Consider the following 22,281-nt stretch of genomic DNA (forward strand, 5'->3'; position numbering starts at 1 on the left):
GCCATAAAGTTTCCTCTCAGAAAGACTGTTGGTTTTCAAAATAAAATATCCCGTTTGATTTTTGAAATTGAAATGCTGTCCGAATAATTCATTACCTAATTGTTGCACATGAAAAAGCGAGTTCTTTGATCAATTATAAATTCATAGGCTCATTAAATCTGTAACATTTTAGGACGTTTGTCATAATATTTTCAGGATTGGTAAAAATTGTGTTAATTTAAATTTTATTACAAATTAATGACTTACTAATCTTTGGTGGCTAATTTTGCCCAATAAAATGCGAGCGATGATAAAAGTGATTCAGAAACAATTGAAAAAAATATATAATACCAACCCCACTTTTTTCCATATAATTAGTATATGGTTCCTGCTGATTGCCTTTCTGTTGCTTTTTGTAACCAAAAGAGAATCATTCCAGTTTGTTAATAGTCACCATGCTTTCTGGGCGGATATTTTCATGACAGTGAACACGTTCGTTGGGGATGGGATCAGCATTATTGCCCTGGCCGCTGTGTGTTGCTTTCTGAAAAAGTGGAATTTCGCGAAAGGGATTTTTGGGACCTATATTTTTTCGGGTGTAGTTTGCTGTGTTTTGAAAAGCATATTTCATGCTGAGCGTCCGGCAGCGATGTTTCGTGGGGATCCGACATTGCACGTTGTCTCCTGGTTGCCGGTAGCCTACACCAATTCCTTCCCTTCCGGCCATACAACATCTGCATTTGCCATGGCGGCCACGATTGCCATTATTTCCAAGAGCAAGAAAATGGGGCTGTTCTGTTTTATTCTGGCGGCGTTAACTGGTTATTCCCGGATTTATCTGGGACAGCACTTCCTCGAAGATGTTGGCTTTGGATCACTGTTGGGTGTGGGGACTACCTGTATTTATTTTATTGTTATGCCGATGATTTCACGCAATAAATTTTTGGTATTTAACTATAAGTTCCCTCAGATCAAATTAATGAGAGCGGTTCTCCCAGTGACAGTAGACCGGCGCAGGTCAAAGCAGGATCGAACACCGCAAGGGTAAATAAAAAGCAAAGCAGACGAAAAACACCCGGAGTTAGCCGCGACAAGATGTCAACAGAACCAGCGAAGATCAAATCAGCGAAAAACGAAGTTATGTGCTATCTAAGACCAGTAGTGATTAGGTATTTGACGGCATTTCCCTAAATAAGGATAGCCTTCCGACCATGCCAAACATGAGTAGGCCGAAGCAGGCGAAAACACCATAGGAATAACGCAAACTAAATGCTTCTGCGATATAGCCGATCAGTGGTGGCCCCATTAAAAAACCGAGATAGCTAATGCTCGAAACCATCGCCAATGCCACGCCCGATGGCACATTTTTGTTTTGACCGGCGATACTATAGATAGAGGGTACATTACAGGCGACACCGATGCCCACAAGCATAAAAGCAAGTGTGCATATAATAAATTGAGGAAAAATAACCGAGGTCATCATGCCTACGAACATCAGGAGCCCACTATATTGTAAGGTTCTTTTGCGTCCCAGCTTACGGATCACGGCGTCACCCACAAAACGGCCCGTCGCCATCATGATCATAAAAGAAGCATACCCCACAACCACGAACTTTTCGGGTGCATGAACGATCTCCTTAAAGTATACCCCGCTCCAGTCAAACATGGCGCCCTCCGTTGCCATGCTGAAAAAGCCGATGATGCCCAGTTGTAAAAGACTTCCCTCAGGTTTGGAAAAAAAGCTTCGCCTTTCTTTCTGTGGTGATTTTCCCGGAACCAGATAGCGTTGATTAATGAATGTATTGCCGGTGACGAAGGCCAATATGATCAAAAAATGCGATAAAGTATCCAAGCCAAGGTTCATGGTGAGCAGTCCGACCAATGCGCCTGTAAAGCCGGCGATGCTCCATGCGCCGTGGAAAGAAGTCATGATGGATTTTTTATAGATCTGTTCGGTAGCCACCCCTTGAGTATTGACCGAAATATTGCACATATTTCCTGTTACGCCAAAAAGAAAGAGAATAGCACCCAGTTGCCAGGCATTTTGAGCAAAGGCGATGGAGCACAAGACCAATGCATAAGCAATCGGTACGATACGCAGCATTTTGGCGCTACCATATTTGGTGACCAATTTACCCGAAAGAGCCATTGTGGCCAGCTGACCTACCGGAAGCATCAATAAAATGGTTCCCAGCTGCCCTTCGCTCAGGTGAAGACGTTCCTTGATGACAGGAATACGGCTAGCCCAAGAGGCAAAAGCAATACCCTGACAAAAAAAGAAAAGAGATACCGCAATCCGAATGCGATTACGTTTATGATAAAGATCTTCCTCTGAGAGAGTTAGCGTAGTGTCCATAGTTCCTGATTTGAGCGTGCAAAGTTACGGATAAGTATTTCATTTTACGACAGGATCAATAAAGAAATTTAATCACCCAGTCCCGAAGGAAAATATCGTTAAGGTTTGACAAGAGTATAAAAGGCAATAAATTAAGTTGAAAATTATATTCAAAATAAGTGAAAATTATCTTCTAACGCTTCGGTTTGTGCCGACAGTGAATGTGATAATTATCTTCTTTTATGCGCTTGTGTACATTTTGTTATGTTAAACACCTTATTATAAGGTTTATACATGTTTCTAAACCATAGTTAGATCCTACCCCACATCTACGATGATCAGGAGCCAGATGTTGAATTTACCCACCTTTTTTATTTAAATATACGAAGTTGTTAAAACACGACCTACTCATGTCAGACCAAAATACAATCAAAATGTAAAATTCGCAATACGTCAATAGTTTTTCGATAACGTATTCTATTTTTGTTACAGGCAACAATTATTAGCCTCCTAGATATAATGATAAAAAAACTGCTTTTGAGTGCAGTTCTGGCCTACGGCGGAACTGCTTATGTCGTTGCGCAGCAACCGACATTTTTGTCTCACCCCACATTGACACCCGATGGGAAGGAGATGGTATTCAGCTATGAAGGAGATCTTTGGAAAGTAGCGAGCCAAGGAGGTGTTGCTGTCCGGCTTACGGGTATGGAAGGCAATGAAATCAATCCCCGAATCTCTCCGGATGGTAAATGGTTAGCATTCTCTGCCAATCAAAACGGGAATATGGATATTTATGTCATGCCTTTGGCTGGTGGGGATATCCGTCAATTGACAGCACATGATGCCTCGGATGAAGTGGACAGCTGGAGTTGGGACAGTAAATCACTTTATTTCACTTCCTCACGTTATAATCGTATGGCTGGTTATCAGGTCTCTTTGGACGGCGGTACGGCAACACGCTTATTTCCACATTTTTTCAACTATATCAGTGGTATCGTTCCTACGCCTTCGGGAGAGCTCCTGTTTAACGATAGCTGGGAAGGATACAGTTCGGCAAACCGCAAACGCTATAAAGGAGCATTCAACCCGGATATCCGTTCCTATAACCCCAAGACAAAAGCCTTTCAGCAATATACAGACTACGTTGGAAAAGATCTTTGGCCAACAACAGATCAAAAAGCAAACATATACTATGTTTCGGATGAAAACAACGGCGAATATAACCTGTATCAGCTGAACGGTAAGACCAAAACAGCGCTTACAAGTTTTACAGAATCTGTTAAACGTCCTTTTGTATCAGCAAACGGCGATAAAATTGCATTTGAAAAGGGGTATCAGCTTTATATCTATGATGTCGCCGGGAAAAAAACGGTACAGCCCAATATCGCTTTAAACCGCAATCAGGTACTTGGCAAGCTGAAGGAGTTCAATGTCTCGGGCAATATCAGCGATTTTGACGTTTCGCCCGACGGTAAAAAGATAGCGTTTATATCCAGAGGTGAGCTGTTTGTTTCCGATAGTGAAGGCAAATTTGTGCGTCAGATGCCGGGCAAAGGGGAACGTGTCATGGAAGTTAAATGGCTCAAGGACAGTAAAACGCTGCTTTATAGTCAAACCTACCAGGGATATCAGAACTGGTTTTCCCGTACCGCAGATGGAAAAGGTGAGGTGAAGCAGCTGACCGAAGACCTTCGAAACAACCGCGACATTAGCTTTAACGCTGATCGGACGAAAGCGGTATACCTAAGCGGCCGCGATGAGGTACGAACAATGGATCTAGGGAGTCTAAAAAGCCAGACCGTGGTTAAAGATGAAATCTGGGGCTTCCAAAATTCTTCCCCCTCATTTTCGCCTGACGGTAATTATCTGTTATTTACGGCAATGCGCAATTTTGAACAGGACATCTTTGTCCATAACCTTAAGACCGGGCAAACGACCAACCTGACCAATACCGGTGTCTCCGAGACCAACCCCTATTGGTCTCCGGATGGGAAGTATATTTATTTTGCGAGCAACAGGACGAAGCCCTCATACCCTACCGGGATGCAAAATTCGAGCATCTTCCGTATGGCGCTGACCAATTTTGACCAACCGTATCGCAGTGCCAAGTTTGACGAATTATTTGCTCAGCCCGCTATAAAAAAAGATTCGGTCGCAAATAAGCCGACAGCGCCTAAAAAAGAAAAAGCCGCCAAGGACATGAGTAAGTCCAATGCAGATACGAATAAGACGGCAGCTCCTAGTCCAGAACCGAAGAAAACAGTCTTGGTACAGCTTGATCTTGAGGGTTTGCGCGATCGTATCGAACAGGTCAGTCCTGCATCCGGGACACAGTACAGCCCTTTGGTGATCCAAAAGGCAGATAAGACCTATGTATTCTATTCGTCTGACCATGAAGGTAAATTCAGCGCTTACCGTACCGTATATGAACCATTCACGGCTCCAAAAACTGAAAAGGTAATCGAAGGTGGCATGGGACAGGTACAAGAATCGGCAGGCAAGTACTTTGTGCTGAACCGAGGTACTATACAGAAATATAGTCTGGAGGGCAACAAGTTTGATGCGATAACCATGAGCTTTAAATTCAACAGAGATCTGGAGAAAGAATTTAACCAGATGTTTTATGAGACCTGGGCCAATCTGGAGGAGAACTTTTATGATGGCAATTTTCATGGGGTAGACTGGACGGCAACCAAAAAGAAATACGAAAAATATCTGCCGGGAATCAATGACCGTAATGATCTGCGTATTCTCCTGAACGATATGTTGGGCGAGCTCAACTCATCACACTTAGGCTTTAGTTCGATGGGAGCTGAAGAGCGCAAGCCTTTTGGCTTCGTGACCAACGAAATAGGAGTAGAATATGATAGCGAAAACCCATATAAGGTCAGCCGGATTATAGGCAATGGACCTGCGGCAAAGAAAGAGGTGGATATTAAAGCGGGTGATGTGCTAGTGGCTGTCAATGGTGTAAAATTAAACACAGCGGTAGATCGGGATAGTTATTTTACATGGCCATCATTGGAAGAGGAAGTGCAGCTGACGCTAAGCCGTAATGGCAAAGAAGTTCATACTAATGTGCGTCCGGTTTCCAGTACAGCTTTTAGAGAATTGATTTATGATGAATGGATCAAGGATAACCGCAGCCGTGTAGACAAACTGAGTGACAATAAAATTGCTTATTCACATATGAAGAATATGTCGGGCGGAGAATTGCAACGTTTTCTTATCGATATGGCTGAGCAGGAAAATAACAAGCAAGGAATTATTTTGGACTTACGTTATAATACCGGAGGAAATGTACACGATGAAGTATTGCGTTTTTTGTCACAGCGCCCTTACCTACAGTGGCAATATCGCGGTGGAAAGCGTGCTCCGCAGAGTAATTTCGCGCCTGCTGCCAAGCCGATCGTACTGTTGATCAATGAACAGTCCCTGAGTGACGCGGAGATGACCGCCGCCGGATTCAAAGCATTGAAACTAGGTAAAATCATCGGTAATGAAACTTACCGCTGGATCATCTTTACCTCAGGGAAAGGACTGGTCGACGGGTCTTTCTACCGACTACCTTCCTGGGGTTGTTATACGCTGGACGGTCAGGATCTGGAGCAGACAGGTGTCGCACCTGATATTTTTGTGAAAAACACAGTGCAGGATCGTATGGAAAATAAAGATCCGCAGCTGGAGCGTGCAGTGAAAGAAATCTTAGCCGATCTCAAGTAATAATAATAAACGGCTATAGCTGGAGGGGTATCCCCTCCAGCTAATAGCAAGATTAATTCCCTTAGTGCCTCTTTACAGCTCTTTAAAATTATTTTATTCTGCTCTTGTGAAATCTTGATCTTTTGTGCATCCCTTCTCAAAACATAAAAGGAATAGACATGGAAAAGATCATATTACAAGTAAAAGAAGCCTGCACAGCGGATTGGGGCGAAATGACAGCACAAGAACAGGGACGTTTTTGTGGGCAGTGTAAAAAAATGGTCGTTGATTTTTCGCAGATGAGTGATCAGGAAATCGTTGATCAGATTACAAAATCCAACAAGGGACTCTGTGGCCGGTTTTATGAAGATCAGCTGTTACGTGAACTGGATGCCAGTTTTTCTTTTGCAAAAAATCCGCTATGGCTTAATAGGTGGAATGGTGTTGCTGCCGGATTGATGCTGATCGGTGCATTGAGCTCGCCTGGGGTACAGGCGCAAACCTTCACAACAGGTGAAGTAGCTGTAGTACAGTCAAAAGACTTAGCAGTGACGGAATCTGTCGAAAAACAGACAATTTCAAGCCAACGTCTCCAAAGTGAACCTGCATTGTCAAATCAGGATAGCATTAAGGTGAAGATCGCGGGAAAAATTGTATGTGCTTCTGGCGAGGGCAGCATGATGGGAACTGACGTGTCAGTTGAAAACTACCATACCAAAGCTGATGAAAATGGTCGCTTTGAGCTTTGGGTACCACAGTCGTTATTTCGTAAAGATCAGGAGCTACATGCACAAATGATCGGGTATAAAACTGCTGTCGTTCGCTTAAAAAAGTGCGACAAGAAAGTTATAAATAAGTCTATTAAAATGGAGGTTAGACCAATGATCATGGGACTAATTGCTACTTCAGATAGGTAGGAACTTGGGCCACATGAAGGCATTCTATTTTTTGCTTGGCTTTACGTGCAGACCGGCCGATGCACCGATGATATTTTGAAGTATTTGATAAGGTATTTCCCCGTTATGAGGAACTATCCGTCAATATCGCTTCTGTTGATGATGACCAGCAGACTTTTTTGACAGTTTATAAGTAGATATCAGATGCATATATCGCTAATCTGGACTTTGCCGAAGAGGTTTTTTGGTAGTTATCGCATATTATATGATTTCGTGGAACGAATGTATGAACGTACATTTAAGGCAATCGAAGCCATGGAACAAAAAATGAAAGACAAAGAATAAAAAATCTACTTTTATACTTGACTTTCTCTTTGTTGAATCTTACATTTGATCTATCGAATGACTTCGTAGCTCAGTTGGTAGAGCAACAGACTCTTAATTAATCATTTGAAGCTTAATTTTTCCTTTCAATTTCCTGATTTAAAAGATATTAGATGTATTTATTGTTAGAACAGTAATTTAAAATATTGTTAATTAACACTGTTTTTACAGCCTGAATTAGGCCTTTGTTCTCGCATTTGTTCTCTCTAATTTATATGAAAATCCTCCTTTCTCTTTGTATAAAGTTAAGGAGGATTTTTGGTATATATAGTAACTTGTATGGGAACCCTTTTTTGTAATCTCTGATATTGTATGAAATATTTTTTCTATTTTAATAATCGCAAGTTCATTTATAATACCATACAATAATTCAATTGGAAAAGGAAGATAGCTCTAAACCTGAGATAAAAACAATTAAAACTCATTGTTATAATTGTAACCACGATACAAATCAAGATGTTCTGTTTCACACTTCTGAAATCGGGCCAAGAGAGATTATATTACGGAACGATAAAGGAGATGATATAAAATCGGTCTGGGAGGTTGTTGGAAATATATGGCTTTTGACGAAATGCAGAGGTTGTGATAAGATTAACTTTAAACATACATTAAGGAGTGCTCCGCCTGTTGATAAAACCGACCAAGTTTTTTATTTTCCCAAAAGAGCTATTCGATCTATTCCAAATTGGGTCATTAACATACCGATAAAATATGTTGATATTCTTAGGGAAGTTTACATAGCTGTAAACGAACAACTTTTCACTTTAGCCTTAACAGGAATTCGCACATTGTTGGATATTTACATTGTTGAGAAGATTGGTGATTCAGGTAATTTCAAACAAAAAATTAAGAAATTAGTAGAGAACAATATTATAACCAGTTCAAAAGCGCAGGTTTTAGAAACAACAATTGATGCTGGAAATGCTTCTGCTCATAGAGGATATAAACCTGATAAAGAAACATTGTTTCAAGTTCTTTCAATTGTGGAGAATCTATTGGAATCTGAAATCGTAGACAGAGCCGTCGATCAAATTAAACAAAAAACACCGCAAAGAGGGGCTTAGAATCGCTCGCCTCCTGCGAGTTGAACGAAGGTCGTTGAAAAAAAGTGCTTAGCACGATTCAACGATATCTATGAAATAGACGAAGCTTCTTGTCAATATTTTTGAAAAAGGGGCTTGTGACCTGGGCTTATCAAAAATATTGACAAGAGCGAAGCCTGAGAGATTAAGCAGGCGAGCCAAACTCTAAAAGCTTGAAGATTTTTAATGGGTGCGCAGCACTAATTAAAAAGATTTAGGTGCTTTTATGAAGTGGAGGGATTTATAAAACATTAAGTATGACAAACAGCGAAGCTATAAATATGAAATTTTATGAAATAAGGTTTCATATTTATGAAGTTTGGCGTATCTTAATGGCAGAAATTCCGTAACGGAATGCCATATTACCAATAATACTAGCAATGACCATAGAGCAAATTAAGGAAAAGCTTTCAAATGCATTTGTTTCAGTAATAGCAAATTATAAAGGTTATAAATTACAAAAACCTGATGATACTGGTGGTGTAGATTTCTCTGTTACATTTGATTATATTCAAAATAGAAATGGTAAAATAAGGCATATTCAATCAGGTAAATATATAGAACTTCAATTAAAAGCAACAGAAAGACACCGTATTGTATTTGATGAAGATCATTTAAGATTTGATCTCGAAGTAAAAACCTATAATGATTTGATTTATAGATTTAATGATGGAAATGCCCCTTTAGTTTTAGTTCTAGCAATTTTACCTGACGACCAAAATGAGTGGGCATTAATTGGTGAAAATTGTCTTAATTTAAATCAAATTGTTTATTATTTTTATCCTGATGAAAATATGCTAGAGTCTCAAAATGCAAATACTATAAGGATCAGTATTCCTTATGAGAATAAAATTGGGATAGACTTTTTTAGAGAACTTTTTGATCAACATTACGCATGATTACAAGTGCACAAATAGTACGGTATATTTCAAATAGAGGATGGCTCTTACAGGCTGAGAGTCAAAAATTTGATTATTATAGAGCTCCTGCGGATTTAGGATTTGAGGACGCCTATGATTTACCTGTTCCAAGAATTAATAATAGTGTTGACAATGAAAAATTTCTAAAAAATACACTTACTATTTTAGCTGATATTTATGAACTATCTTTTGATGAGCTTTCTGTGGTAATTGCTGAAAACAATTCAGTTTTTTCTATAAGAATTCATGACAATGATACTATATTAGGAAAAATTGGCTTCCATAGATTTGAAGAACTAATTGATGGATTAAAAGATTTGTTAGTTGATACAGCATCATTTGTCCTAAATCCTCAGATAGTGACCAAGTCTAAGCCGGCTGAAGCATTAAGATATTTAAATTATTGCAAATTTTTACAAACGGAGGTTGGTAGCTTTGTTGCAAAAATAGAATTGCCATCTGAGGAAATTATAAAAGAACAACAAATATTTCGAGATGAGATAAGAGCATCTGAAATAAATTCAAAACTGATTTCAGTAATTTCTTATGTTAGTAACTCTGTTTTCGAATCGAATGGACAGTTTGATGAAAATCATTTTGACGAGAACCAAGAAAACTTGAATATTAATTTATTAAAAGATTTGGAGAAAATTTATGAAAATACAAAAAGTGAGAATATCCAATTCAGTTTTAGTGATATTAATGATACTAAGAAAATTCAAACTGAGGGTATTTACAATAATAGATTAGCCAATTTATCTTCTTTGATTAAGAAGCTTGACGAAACTCTAAATGAAGAGAATCAAACACGACTTTTGGGGAGAGTTATCAATCTTAAGTCGAGTAATCCAGAGGGGAATTCTAATGAAATTACTATCGGAACTTTACTTGATCAGATGCCAGTAAGAGTAAAAGCTAAGTTGAGTAGTGAACAATATCAAGAAGCTGTTGACGCTCATAAAGAAGGGCGTAATATTGAAATTTCTGGAATATTAAAGAAGATGAAAACGCAATATAAATTTATTGAAGTAATGGCATTTGAGGTAAGGCGTAATTAAAACATATAATTTTTTTAATTACTCCCACTCACGAAACCCTCCAAGTTTCAAGTGAGTGGGATGATTATTGGTGAGATGTAGGGTGTTAAGAATTAAGGAGGGTTATCTTCAAGTCTTGCTAAAATTTCAATCCCTTTAAATAACCCCAATTTGAATCGATACAGTATTCAGATTCCCCGATCTTTTTAGATGGTACTTCAACAGTATAGGAAAAACGCAACTTACCCGATTTATATTCTCGGTCGAATTTAACTGATAACAAGTCCTTTTTAGCCATAGCTTTAGCTATTGGGGCATATAGGTTGAATTTTATCTGATCCTTGTACTTCCCATTAAAGATGTGAACGTCTTTAGATATTTGAATATTGAAAATATATAGGTTATAGCTTTTGTTTTCCAAATGGTCGATAATATGAAGGAAACCCTCAGTTTCATTTTCCTTTTGGCCTGAGACTGTAAATTCAGCAGTGGCAACAGGTGATGTAGGGCAACAATCAAACATTAAGCTTTCCACTATATATGTTTGATTGTTGCCCTGTAAAAGACTCTCAAATGATAACCTCTCAAATGCACGTTTGACCCTTTTTAGAAAGAAGACATCGTGAAAAATACTATACACTAAGTAGGAGCAAACAATCAAGGCTAGGGTGCCTAAAATGATAATAACCACGATAGATTCACCATTTTGTATTTCGCTCAATGTTAAGCCAATTAGAATGACAGCGAATATTGCTAGATAAAGTCGTATCATTTGAAATAAATTTTATAAGGTTGGAAAGCCTCTTCTCATCGAAGAGGCTATATCTTATTACAGGATAGATTTAAAAATCTCTTTGTAATTGCAATCCCCTAGTTTTTCGTCTATATATTCTTTAGCAACAGCATGTCCTTTATGAATTTGAGGTATAGGAGAAGAAAAAATTCCTAGAAAACGGAACTTCTTTACAAAGGTATAAGTGTTTTTTGCACGAATTTCAAAAAGCTTGTTGGAAAAATTTTCGACACTATTGTATACCAAAGCAGGTGAAATAGAAATAACTAAATCATCTTTCCAGTCTAATGAAATATCGTAGTCCCAGCCTCTGTAATTACCTCCATCTCGTGTTTTATAAGTTATGGCCATAATAATTATTTTATAAAAATTGTATTAAGAAGGCTTACGATGACGCATAGACCTAGAATAATGAGGAGTGTAATATTTTTGGATTTATGTAAGACACCTTGTGAATTAAACCAAAAAAGCACTGCCAAAAATATAATGATTGCTAAAACTGTGTGCATCTAAATTTTGCTTTATAATTTTACCTGTTTCTATTTTCAAGAATAAAGTCAGATTGTCTTTGACCCTCATTTTTTTCAACTAAAATTTTGTCTTGGAAATAAAAGAAAAAATTGAAATCATTTGCCTTGTAAATAGATTTAGTCATGCTCTCCTGAACTAGATGGACACGTTTACGATTTTTCTTGGTGTTTAGGAATTCTGTTTCAGTCATACCGATCCTGCTCCAAATAACTCCAGATGCACAAGAGCCTAGAAATAATGTGCCCATAAATAGAGCAACAAAAAAAGATTTGAATTTCATTTGTCAATAAATTGATAACCGGTGAGTCCCTTAACGGTGGTTAATAAATGGAAAAGCGTGGGACGTAACCTAGAGCTGAATTGCTGAGAGAGGTACCTAGGAGAACCCTGCACAAACAAAACAGATAGGTACGCCCCACGCTTATATATAGCGTAGAACGTCACCTTATCCGCTCTTGTTGTGCAATTGAAAATTTCCTAGGTTTTCTCTTTCACAAGAACTTTAAGCTAACGCTTTATTTCTTCAATATTTTAATACAATACAAAGATAAATAATTATTGATTATCAATGTCAAAATATCCCTCATCTTTTAAACTGAGGTATTTATCATGCGTTACTATTAGATGATCGCAGACTTCTATGTCCAAAAATTTACCTGCTTCAATTGCTTTCTTTGTAATTGCTCTGTCTGCGGAACTCGGTTGAAGTTGTTCTGATGGATGATTGTGCGCCAGTATAATTTTAGATGCTGATGCTTTCAGCGCTATAGAAAAGATAACTTTCATGTCAACAGGCACGAAATCCCTACCTCCTCTTGCTAGATCTATAATTCCCAACACTTTGTTTGCATTGTTAAGTAAGATAACTTTAAACTCTTCTAAAAAGCTCATAACCGATCTGTCCCAGACCTGCATCAATATTTTGTAGGCTTGCTGTGAATTGGTAATTAATGGACATTCTGAAATTTTAAATTCGGGAACAAACTCGACCCGAATTTCTGAAACATTGAGTAGATTTTTCATGATTTGATTGTGTATTTAAAGATTGATTACCCTGTAAGGCCAAGTGGGGGGATGATTAAGATATACCCTTAATGAGCGGGAGATACATAATTTTTTAAGCGATTGGGTTTTTAAAAGGAAAAGCTCTATGTTAAAATCAATATAACGGATTGGTAAAATTGGTGGTCATTTTACTGACTTTTAGAGACTTGTCTTCGGATTGACCGCTTGGTTAGATATAAGGCATTGGATAGTAGTCGCTTAAGCTATTTTTTAGAGTCAAGCTTAAATATAAGGCCTAAAATGATGAAGTTTTTTGCACGTATTGTAATTGATGGGTTTCTAAAGGAAGGTAGCCAGTGTCCATAACGGATAAAGACAGTATTTTCTATTATTAAAAATACTGTCTCTTATTTTTAGTTTCTAAAATCCAGACTAGTTTATATTTATATATAATATAGGCAAGAAGTTAGTCTAAAACTAAACCTTATGTTCGATTACATAATATCCTTGGACACCATTTTTTCTTGTCTGTCCACTTAATTGGGCAAAATTTCGTAAAGATTGCGAGCTATCGGATAGGCCTTCAATTTTATGTTTTTGAATCAACTCCCTAAATGATTTCCTTAAATTGACTCCCGTGTCAAATTTGCCTGTATAAAATATTTTCTTTAGATCTTTAAGAAACTCAAAGTTTCCGGTTCCTTCGGTTTTTTTGTATTGCATTATTAAGCGCTGTACACCTTTTTTTGAATGACACTCTTCCAGCAATTTTGCGCCACCAACTAATTCATAAGCTTCAATAAGTTCAGGAAACTGCGATTGATATTTTAATTTTAGAAATTTCAATTCTTTCGATTCCGAAGCATCAGTTGGATTCTCTGCTTTCATCAGTTCATCGATTATTTCATCCATAATTTCAGCATAAGGTCTATGTTCACCATAAATATAAATCATATCACTGCCTTTTTCATGACTTCTTGTAATAATGTTTTTGACATTGTATCGTTTGTTTTTTGAATTAAAAAGCAGACTTTCTTCAAAAGCTTTATCAAGTTTATAAGGACAGGTATAAAGACTTTTAATCCTGTTGTCGTGATAAATATTATCAATCATAAAATGATTTACACTGCCATCTTGTTGCAAAAAGATATTGTAATTGAGTATATTCTTGAATTCTTCTATGACAGCTTTAGGAATATTGTTTTCCTTGGAGATAGTACTTATCGCTTTACTAACTGTATTGTATACGCCTTTAATTACTTGTAGAAAGGTATCTATTTGCTGATCGGTCATATAAGGTGTTTTTTCATTTGTCGTTGAAATCACCTGAATATTTCTATTGAATGACATATCCCTAAATCGACCTATGATCTGTGTAACATCTGTTTCTTGTGATAAAAGTGTATTGGTGGATATATTTGGATCTGATATAATATAAATATTCACATCCTCATGTACGTCGATATCAACAGCTCGAAAGAAGCGACTCGTAAAAAAATTATATTTGGAAAACTTTGATTCTTCAATCTCTAAACCAACATGAGCGTAACTATCGCGTTTTAGCTTGACTTTGCCATTCTCTCCACAAAAAATAGAGCTTAAGCTATGGATTTTCAATTTTTCGATCAAAGTCGTTATTGCATCGATACTGTTTAAGAATATAAAGTGTTTATTTTCAGAATCATCTTTTTCCAATAATTCCATTGTTGTATAAATTGAGTTGTTGGTTTTATAGCGTGTAATATCATGGCTAATGTCAAAATCAGGAAGAATGTTATGTATCTCAAATCCTTGCTCCTTGAATCTTGGATCACGGGGTATTACAGCAGTGGCTGAAACAAAAGCTTTTTTATCGAATTTGAAAAAATCGTTCATTGGTAAAACTATTTTTGGTCTAAAGCTTACATCTCTGCATGTTGTTTCACATTCATCAAATAGTAAAAAGTATTCTTTATATACATTGATTTTCAATATCCGAAAAGCATCCATGATTTTAGAAAACGATTCAGGAGTTGACACAATTTTTTTAAACCTTATCTTATCATTCTTTAAATATTTAATAATGTCCGCACGGCCGATACCGTGCTTTACAATAAATATATCTGAGTGTTTTCTTTTTTTATTTATCATGACCGGACTGTAGGGTTCGATAATGATTGAATGCCTTTCTGATAATATTTCTAATGTGGTGGCACCGATACCGGTAATATTTTTGAAAAGGAGAATATTTGAGGGAATTTCAGACATTATATCCTTGATAAATTGTCCCTTGGTTATATGTTTTGTAATGACTTTCATGATGAAAATTTTAATCTGTGTAATACCTCGGCTTAATAAAGAAATTGATCTGATTCTTCCTCGTACCCTTCAATACCGATGAATTCGGAGTATAAGGCTTCATTTTCGATTTGTTCTAGAACTGGATTTCCGAACAATTCCTCCTTCGTCTCCTCATTAAGTTTATCTTGTATTTCCCAATATGTCTTCTCAGGGATTACTTCGAAGATTTCATTTAGTTCTTCCAGATTCAAGATATACGTCAGTAAATCTGCAAGATTGAAAGTGGTTCCGTTGCATTGATCTAGCTTTTCTATTCCATCTATATAGGGTAAGACAACATCATGGCTTTGCTCATTTTTAGATAATTGAATTTTAAATGTTATAGTTGTGAAGTAAGTCGTGGAATCGATAAGACATCCTGAAATGGATTTTGCATCCTTTAACTGTTGAAGCCCTTTTTCTAGCTGTACTCTCGATCTGTCATTGAAAGTTTTGAAGCGAGTAATGAAATATTGAGACTTTGGAAATCTAGAATTCGTTCCCAATAAATCGTTTAATGAAGTCTTTTTCATCTTAAATTGTTTTATAGAACAGCGACATTGCTGAACTGTTGAATCAAAGATGAGCAAGCAAAAAAGGGTGATAAAAAACGATTAATTTTCTATCACCCCCTTTTTCGGAAAGTGTATGTTTAGCGTAGTAGTTGCTTTATAAAATCTTCTTTAACATCCACAATTCCATCTAGTTCCAGAGCTTTTCTATCAGGTAAAAATTTAGATGACCTTAAAAGAGAAAATAGTAATAGATGCTTGTCTTTTTTCTTGAACTTAGGATGAGCATTGTCTTCGATAGCCCTGTTCAGTTCAGGAACGGCAATCTTTAGGAACTCGTAGATAGGGTCTTCCTTTTTAGAAGCAATCAGACTGTTTAAATGACTTTCAAGCCTAGAAAAGTAATAATAGGTAAAGAATGGGTTTATATTTTGCGCAGACAGGATGTTCATAGCAAAAGAAATGTCACTGTTGGGTTGTGCTATTTCTTGTTGGGGCAATTTTGATATCCTATTTCGAATTGTGCTAATGTCTTTTAATGGGAGATATCCGTAGGCATTATATCTATGAATAAATTCATAATACTTTCGTTCGGCATATTGCAAAAGAATAGGTTTGAAATCTTCTGCTGGAATTTTTTGGCTCTCCGAAGTGATAACAATTTCATATTCGTCTTTCCTCCGAAGAATCATTTCTGAATTTTCTGAATTTTCTAACTTATCCAAGAGCTGTTTTAGATAGGTAATCTTTTCTATCTCCTCGAATAAGGTTAGATCGCGGTCTCTTGTATGTAATAGACCAAGTCTTTTGTTCCAACGATCGGCTTTATATAGGAGAAGAAGTAAACGCAGATTATGAACAAACATAACCACCTTTTCTGTTTGCTCCTTATCGATTTCATGTTTACCTATTTTAAATAGCACTTGACTTGCATATTCATATACATCGTAATCGGGATGAAACTCTTCATCACCATCCGAATCAATATAGGTGGCAATATAGAAATCTCCATTAACCCACCTAGATCTTTTTTGCTTTTCAAAATCTTCTTGATTTATTTCCTCCAGAGTTTTTGGTTTCTCCTTGCTATTTTTCTTTGTAAAAGGTACAAACTTGAATGTCTCTTCTTTGATAGCTAGAGGATTAAAGTATTTTAGGAAATAATCATCAAATATTACTTCAAGGTCATACGATTCTTTTTTGTATTTAAGTGCCATTAAATTTAGTCTTAAGCACCAATTATAAATAAAAAAAGCCTATTCCGATAAAATGGAATGGGCTTTTCAAGTGCAGTTTTTCGATATGTTAGAGTTCAGGCATCACATGTTTCAGTTCATCCGCATTATGAACACCTAATCCACGAAGGTATTTAAGCGTTACAATCATGTCCGAATGTCCTAATAGCTGTTGGAGTATATGAAGGTCTTTCGTCTTCTTATAAACGTTTACAGAAGCTGTATGGCGAAACGAATAGATAGTTTGGTTCTTCTCGATAATACCTTCTTTCTCCATTAACTTAAACATTCTTGTCCAAGCGGTGCTAAAGTAATAAGGGTTATGAATTTCAGGCTTTCTTGTAAATAGATTGTCGTCATATGATAGACCTTCTAGTCTTTCTATTATTAGTTCTCTAACATAATGAGGTATTGGGACTGTTCTAATTTTCTTTCCTTTATTTTCATCTCCTGAAAGATGTATCTCTGTGACGTTATTTTTGAAATGGTAACGTTTAAGCAATCTGATTTCATTATGTGGGCGTAATAAACATCCATAGCTCATTAAACAGCAAAGATAGAGGTCTTTGTGATTAGTCTTGAGAAATGACAATACCTCTTTAATTTGGTTGTCCGAATATATTTGATGTAGCTTTGGTGTTGCCTTTCTCTTATCTGTTCTATTAATTATTGAGGTGTTAAATTCGAAATCTTTATCAATTTCGGCAAAGATCGCTTTTATATGGCGCCTAGAAATCATGTAGTTAGAAGCACTTGAATTGAATTGGTTCATGTATTCTTGAATTCTAGATCGTTGTAAGTTGTTGATGTTTCCGTTCAATTCTTCGGGTGAGAGAAATTGCTTTAATTTTTCGGTGAGCTTTTCTAAATGGTAAACATATTTAGGTGATAGGTTTGCTTTTCTTTTATTGTTTATTGCAATATCTAATAATTCTTTTAGAGGCGTATTTTCTGTTGTTTTGATCCTTAGTTTCGATTGGTTAACAGGGTATTTACCAAATTCTATAGCCTTTCTAAATTCATACTCTAGAAGTCTTAATTGTTCTGTGCGCTCCTTAATAGTTATGGAGGAATTGGGCTGTATGTCTAGCCCTAGTTTGATGCCCGTATATTCTTTATATTTTTTATCTCCAATTTTGATATAGATGTATGAGCGTTTCGTTAGGTCATCGGTAGTGGATATTGAAATTTGTGCTTTGATCATTATAGTTGTTCTCGCACTGTTCTCCCAATAAATTACATCTATTTAAACTATCTCTATGTATAGGTAATTGTTATAAGGGGCATGTAACGAAGTAACCAATAGGTAGGCTGTTTCTATTTACAAAAGGATCAAAAATCTCGCTTGAATGTCATAAAAGTCAAAAAAATATTCTTTTCCACTTGACTTTTTCTGCGGTGAACCTTACATTTGGTTTATCGAATGACTTCGTAGCTCAGTTGGTAGAGCAACAGACTCTTAATCTGTGGGTCCTGAGTTCGAGCCTCAGCGGGGTCACTTTCAAAAAAGCCGTTTTACGTAAGTAAGAAGGCTTTTTTTGTTCCTATAAGCAGTTTCAATACGTTTATCTAATTTTGACTCTTTTAAACAGGTTGGTTTTATGCATGATGTATGCGAAAGAAATTTTTATGTTCTAGATCTTCTTCGTGCTCCCTGAAGGGCCAACTCTGTAAAAACTACCTTCTTGTTACTTAATTCAGTAAATTTATTCCGTAAATTTGTACCGGAAACAAAAAGTTTATGGAAAACAAGAAGATTTCAATATTGTATGTTGATGATGAGGAGAATAATTTGTTTTCCTTCAAGGCGACATTCCGTTTAAAATACAAGATATTTACGGCCATCAGTGGAGCCGAAGCAATTGATCTTGTTAAAAATAATCCGATTAATATCATTATTACAGATCAACGGATGCCCGAAATGACCGGTGTCGAGTTTTTGGAGAAGATCATTAAGATTGATGCTGCTCCAATGCGGATACTTTTAACGGGGTATACTGATATGGCTGCGGTGGTCGATGCTGTCAATAAAGGAAAGATATTCCATTACCTCAATAAACCTTGGAGCGAAGCGGAACTGGACGAAACGATTCAGCGCGCGTATGAGGTGTATCTAGAACGACAAAAAATAATCGAAACGAATGCAAAACTCGAATCGTCCAATGACCAACTTGAGTTTATGCTGCGACAAAAACTGCTTTCCTAAAAACTTTTTTTTTAGGAAAGCAGAACTATTTACTCGGTATACTGACCGTAAATGTCGTCCCTGCTCCCGGAGGCGATTGCACATCGATGGTCCCCTGCAGCTTTAGTAGCGCGTTTTGTACGTTATACAAGCCAAATCCCATGCCTTTGGCCTGATCACTGCCCCTAAAAAACAGTTTGAAAATATCATGGATGTGTTCGGGAGAAATACCGATACCATTATCACTCACTACAATCTTCGCCTGCTTGCCAGATACGTCAACGGATAATTTGACGAATGGATTTGCTTGGCCCTTTTGCTGATATTTGAAGGCATTGGATAGTAAATTGTGTAAAATCAATTCCAGAATAGCCTTGTCACATTTAAACGATTCTTTTTGCTCAACACAGATATCAAAGGTTACGTCTTTGTTTTGAGTATACATTTTATAGAACTGTCTCACATTGCCGAAAAGTTCATCAAAATTAATTTCAGAGAGCATGAGCTCACCTCTCCGAAGCAGATAATAGTCCCTTAGGCTATCGATATAGGCATCTAGGCTGACCAATGAACTATCCATCAGGGTAAGTAATTCATGGATGCGGTCTATATTGTCAAATTCTAGCCCAAGTTTTACCGCAGAGAGTACTCCTGTTAGCGGATCACGTAAATCATGGCTCACACTATAGGCAAACTTATCCAGCTCATCGTACGCTTTCTGCAGTTCCTGATTCTTTGTCTCTAATAACGAATTTGCAACATAAAATTTATTTGCTTCTTCAATTGCTGAAATAATTTCTTCCCGCATCCAAGGCTTGCGGACAAAGCGAAAGATATGGCCCTTATTAATCGCATCAATAACTGTATCCATGTCAGCATAAGCGGTCAATAAAATACGGATAGGCTTTGGAAAATCTTTTTTGATGCGGTGCAGAAAGTCTATTCCCAATTCTTCGGGCATACGTTGATCACAAAAGATCACACGGATATCCGGATTGGAGCGGAGTATTGTCTCGGCTTCGGCGGTATTCGATGCAGTATGAATGGCATAATCATATCTAAAATTCGCTTTAAAACCAATTAAGTTATTTGCCTCATCATCAATATATAAAATTTCAAGCTCCGTCTGCATAATTTTTATAATCTGGTTTATTTTCCCAAAATGACCGAAATTAATCATAATTTATCGAACTCATTGGGTTTTACTTTTGCATCAATTCTTTTGTTCTATGGGGAGTTGTAGCGTAAAGACTGTTCCCTCTCCCACTTCTGATTCTACAATAATCTTACCATGATGTTTGGCAATGGTATTATAGGCGATGGACATCCCTAATCCTGTCCCCTCGCCGACATCCTTCGTCGTGAAAAAAGGTTCAAAGATACGTTCCTGAATGTTTTTTGGAATACCAATGCCATTGTCTGCTATTTTAATAAAAATACTGGACTGATCCGCAGCAAGTCCAGTTTCTATCCCTAGCTTTCCTCCTCCGTTATTGCCGAATTTTTTGTTGATGGCATATAGCGCATTCGTTATAATATTCAGAAATACCTGGTTCAGTTTTCCCGCATGACATTCTACCATTGGAAGCTCGCCATAGTTTTTTTCGACTTCGATCGTATCGTTGATCAAACTGTTCAGTATCACCATTGTGGACGCTATACCCTCGTTGATATCGGCGAATTTTAATGTGTCCTCGTCGACACGTGAGAAGATACGTAAACTTTTTACAATTTCGGCCGTACGATGGGCTCCATCATGCATTCCTTTCAATAGGAAATCGACTTCGGTCTTCAGATAGTCAAGGTCCAGATCATCCTTGAATTTTTTGATCTGTAATTGTTTCTCGTCATCGGAAAGCTCTGGCGTGAAAGCAATACGTTCGACTTCGTCCAATGTATCCCAGATCATCCCGATATCTCTTTTCAAGGGGGCTATATTTGAGGTGACGAAGTTGATTGGATTATTGATTTCGTGTGCGACTCCTGCGGTCAACTGTCCCAAAGAGGCCATTTTTTCGGCTTCAACCAATTGTGACTGGGCTTCTTTCAGATGTGTCAGTGTCATTTGCAATGACGCATTGGATTCTTTTAATTCATGTGTCCGTTCACTGACCTTTTGCTCCAACACCACATTTTGCTCACGGATGAGCCGCTCGTTTTCCAAAGAAATCGCTAATTCTCGTAGCCTAGATTCTTCTTTTTCCTGCTTGAGTATATTGATACTGTAGGCCAGACCAAAGGACAGTAAGGCCATTTCGATTACCGAGGCAATCTGCACAGCGTTGCTCGTAAAGTTATTATAGTCTAATATTCCATAATCTTTTAACAAAAACACAACGGATCCTAGGAGTAAGACGGTCCATCCATAAACAAAGTATTTTGCTGGTCTATAGCCACTTATCATAATACGATAGGATAAGTAGAGAACGAATAACGAGCCAGCTCCAGTGGTCACCTGCATCACAAAAAATGCAAATTGTGTTAAATTGGTCAATGCCAAGATGGTACCAAGGGCAAACAAAGTAATAAAAATGCTGATTATCCGTCTTGATCGAGGCGCATTTTTCTTTAACTGGAGAAATGAATCTGCAAATAAAAGCGCACTTAGCCCCGATATACAACCGAATATAATGGGGCCTTTGGTTGCAAAGTAAGGCCAGGAGGGCCATAGATACTGAAAACTATATCCTTTGATGCCCATTTGGGTGACCCCCGCACAGAGGACATATAACACATAATATAGGTATCCCTTGTCCCTGACAGAGAAAAATAGAAAGAGATTGTATATCGCCATAATGAGCACTATCCCGATATAGATGCCACTAATGAGGCTATCGTTATTCATCTGCGTCACAAATTGTCGCTCGCTACTCAAGTAGATGGGTAATATAATCTGCTCGGTACTTTTTATACGAACAAAAAAAGTCTTTTCCGTCTGGCTGGGTAGATGAATGTCAAATACATAGTTCGGAACTTTATATTTTCGAATGGAAAAATTTTGATGCTCCCCAAGTTTCATGGATTGATAAGAGCCATTCTCGGACGGGCTATATAATTCAACCTCATCCAATAACGGATAAGCAATTTCTAATAGAAAATCTAAATCTTTTTCGCTGCTATTTTTTATAGGAAGGCGAAGCCAGATGGCGTCAGATGAGGTGCCTAAGTTTGGCACCTCATTATTTAGGGGTTGAAAGTCCGATGAAGATAAAATGGTTGAAAATGCAACATCTCCTGTTCCTGTATAGCGCTCCAGCTGATGACCGACTAGTAGCCGCTGTCCGGGATGGTCAATGGTGAGCTGTGCTCGCGACGGCAGGCATGCGAGAATATACAGACAGATCAGGGGAAACCAGCACTTCATTT

The 22,281-nt window shown here is 37.4% G+C and carries 18 protein-coding genes and 1 tRNA gene; 9 read left to right on the forward strand and 10 right to left on the reverse strand.

The genetic code is table 11. From position 1 onward, the window contains the following. Positions 1-286 precede the first annotated feature (286 nt). On the forward strand, positions 287-1,027 hold the full coding sequence (locus HMAT_RS20865) for a phosphatase PAP2 family protein (protein WP_158656033.1): 741 nt from the start codon (positions 287-289) through the stop codon (positions 1,025-1,027). A 117-nt stretch (positions 1,028-1,144) separates the two neighbouring features. Here HMAT_RS20865 and HMAT_RS20870 read toward each other — a convergent pair whose 3' ends face one another. After that, a complete protein-coding gene (locus HMAT_RS20870) occupies positions 1,145-2,335 on the reverse strand; it encodes an MFS transporter (protein WP_104384794.1) in 1,191 nt (396 codons plus the stop codon). Between the two features lie 516 nt (positions 2,336-2,851). Between HMAT_RS20870 and HMAT_RS20875 the strand changes: the two genes are divergently transcribed. The 6 genes from HMAT_RS20875 to HMAT_RS20895 all read left to right on the forward strand — a co-directional run bounded on the left by HMAT_RS20875 (position 2,852) and on the right by HMAT_RS20895 (position 10,356). Further along, positions 2,852-6,037, forward strand: a complete 3,186-nt coding sequence (locus HMAT_RS20875; RefSeq protein ID WP_233789477.1) for a S41 family peptidase — start codon at positions 2,852-2,854, stop codon at positions 6,035-6,037. A gap of 158 nt (positions 6,038-6,195) precedes the next feature. Further along, positions 6,196-6,933 (forward strand): hypothetical protein, encoded by a 738-nt coding sequence (locus HMAT_RS20880; protein ID WP_104384796.1) that lies wholly within the window; start codon positions 6,196-6,198, stop codon positions 6,931-6,933. A 183-nt stretch (positions 6,934-7,116) separates the two neighbouring features. Beyond that, entirely contained in the window at positions 7,117-7,257 is a 141-nt protein-coding gene (locus HMAT_RS27105; protein WP_158656034.1) for a hypothetical protein, read from the forward strand. A 413-nt stretch (positions 7,258-7,670) separates the two neighbouring features. Then, complete coding sequence (locus tag HMAT_RS20885) at positions 7,671-8,360, forward strand: DUF4145 domain-containing protein (protein WP_158656035.1); 690 nt, start codon at positions 7,671-7,673, stop codon at positions 8,358-8,360. 398 nt (positions 8,361-8,758) lie between these two features. After that, on the forward strand, positions 8,759-9,277 hold the full coding sequence (locus HMAT_RS20890) for a DUF4365 domain-containing protein (protein ID WP_104384798.1): 519 nt from the start codon (positions 8,759-8,761) through the stop codon (positions 9,275-9,277). Further along, a complete protein-coding gene (locus HMAT_RS20895) occupies positions 9,274-10,356 on the forward strand; it encodes a hypothetical protein (protein WP_104384799.1) in 1,083 nt (360 codons plus the stop codon). Before HMAT_RS20890 ends, HMAT_RS20895 begins: the two co-directional genes overlap by 4 nt. 118 nt (positions 10,357-10,474) lie before the next feature. On the opposite strand, the gene HMAT_RS20900 is transcribed toward HMAT_RS20895, so the two are convergent. The 7 genes from HMAT_RS20900 to HMAT_RS20935 all read right to left on the reverse strand — a co-directional run bounded on the left by HMAT_RS20900 (position 10,475) and on the right by HMAT_RS20935 (position 17,934). Beyond that, positions 10,475-11,107, reverse strand: a complete 633-nt coding sequence (locus HMAT_RS20900) for a hypothetical protein (RefSeq protein ID WP_104384800.1) — start codon at positions 11,105-11,107, stop codon at positions 10,475-10,477. Between the two features lie 57 nt (positions 11,108-11,164). Then, positions 11,165-11,479 carry a hypothetical protein gene (locus tag HMAT_RS20905; protein WP_104384801.1) on the reverse strand — a complete coding sequence of 105 codons (315 nt, stop codon included), beginning with the start codon at positions 11,477-11,479 and terminating at the stop codon, positions 11,165-11,167. A 735-nt stretch (positions 11,480-12,214) separates the two neighbouring features. Beyond that, the gene (locus HMAT_RS20915; protein ID WP_104384803.1) at positions 12,215-12,682 is read right to left on the reverse strand and encodes a RadC family protein; all 468 of its coding nucleotides are present in this window, start codon (positions 12,680-12,682) and stop codon (positions 12,215-12,217) included. 459 nt (positions 12,683-13,141) lie between these two features. After that, entirely contained in the window at positions 13,142-14,962 is a 1,821-nt protein-coding gene (locus HMAT_RS20920; RefSeq protein WP_104384804.1) for a hypothetical protein, read from the reverse strand. 32 nt (positions 14,963-14,994) lie between these two features. After that, a complete protein-coding gene (locus HMAT_RS20925; RefSeq protein WP_104384805.1) occupies positions 14,995-15,516 on the reverse strand; it encodes a hypothetical protein in 522 nt (173 codons plus the stop codon). 119 nt (positions 15,517-15,635) lie between these two features. Further along, entirely contained in the window at positions 15,636-16,712 is a 1,077-nt protein-coding gene (locus HMAT_RS20930) for a hypothetical protein (protein ID WP_104384806.1), read from the reverse strand. Positions 16,713-16,800: 88 nt separating this feature from the next. Then, entirely contained in the window at positions 16,801-17,934 is a 1,134-nt protein-coding gene (locus HMAT_RS20935; protein ID WP_104384807.1) for a tyrosine-type recombinase/integrase, read from the reverse strand. Positions 17,935-18,155: 221 nt separating this feature from the next. On the opposite strand from HMAT_RS20935, the gene HMAT_RS20940 reads away from it, so the two are divergent. Together HMAT_RS20940 and HMAT_RS20945 are read left to right on the forward strand one after the other, a co-directional pair. Next, positions 18,156-18,228, forward strand: a tRNA-Lys gene (locus HMAT_RS20940). Positions 18,229-18,471: 243 nt separating this feature from the next. Beyond that, complete coding sequence (locus HMAT_RS20945) at positions 18,472-18,936, forward strand: response regulator (protein WP_104384808.1); 465 nt, start codon at positions 18,472-18,474, stop codon at positions 18,934-18,936. A 25-nt stretch (positions 18,937-18,961) separates the two neighbouring features. Here the strand turns inward: HMAT_RS20945 and HMAT_RS20950 are convergent, their stop codons facing one another. Further along, positions 18,962-20,047, reverse strand: a complete 1,086-nt coding sequence (locus HMAT_RS20950) for an ATP-binding protein (protein ID WP_104384846.1) — start codon at positions 20,045-20,047, stop codon at positions 18,962-18,964. Between the two features lie 81 nt (positions 20,048-20,128). Next, positions 20,129-22,279, reverse strand: coding sequence for a 7TM diverse intracellular signaling domain-containing protein (locus tag HMAT_RS20955; protein WP_104384809.1), 2,151 nt, complete (start codon positions 22,277-22,279; stop codon positions 20,129-20,131). Positions 22,280-22,281: the final 2 nt, after the last annotated feature.

This window comes from Sphingobacterium sp. HMA12, from assembly GCF_002933815.1.
Lineage (GTDB): Bacteria > Bacteroidota > Bacteroidia > Sphingobacteriales > Sphingobacteriaceae > Sphingobacterium.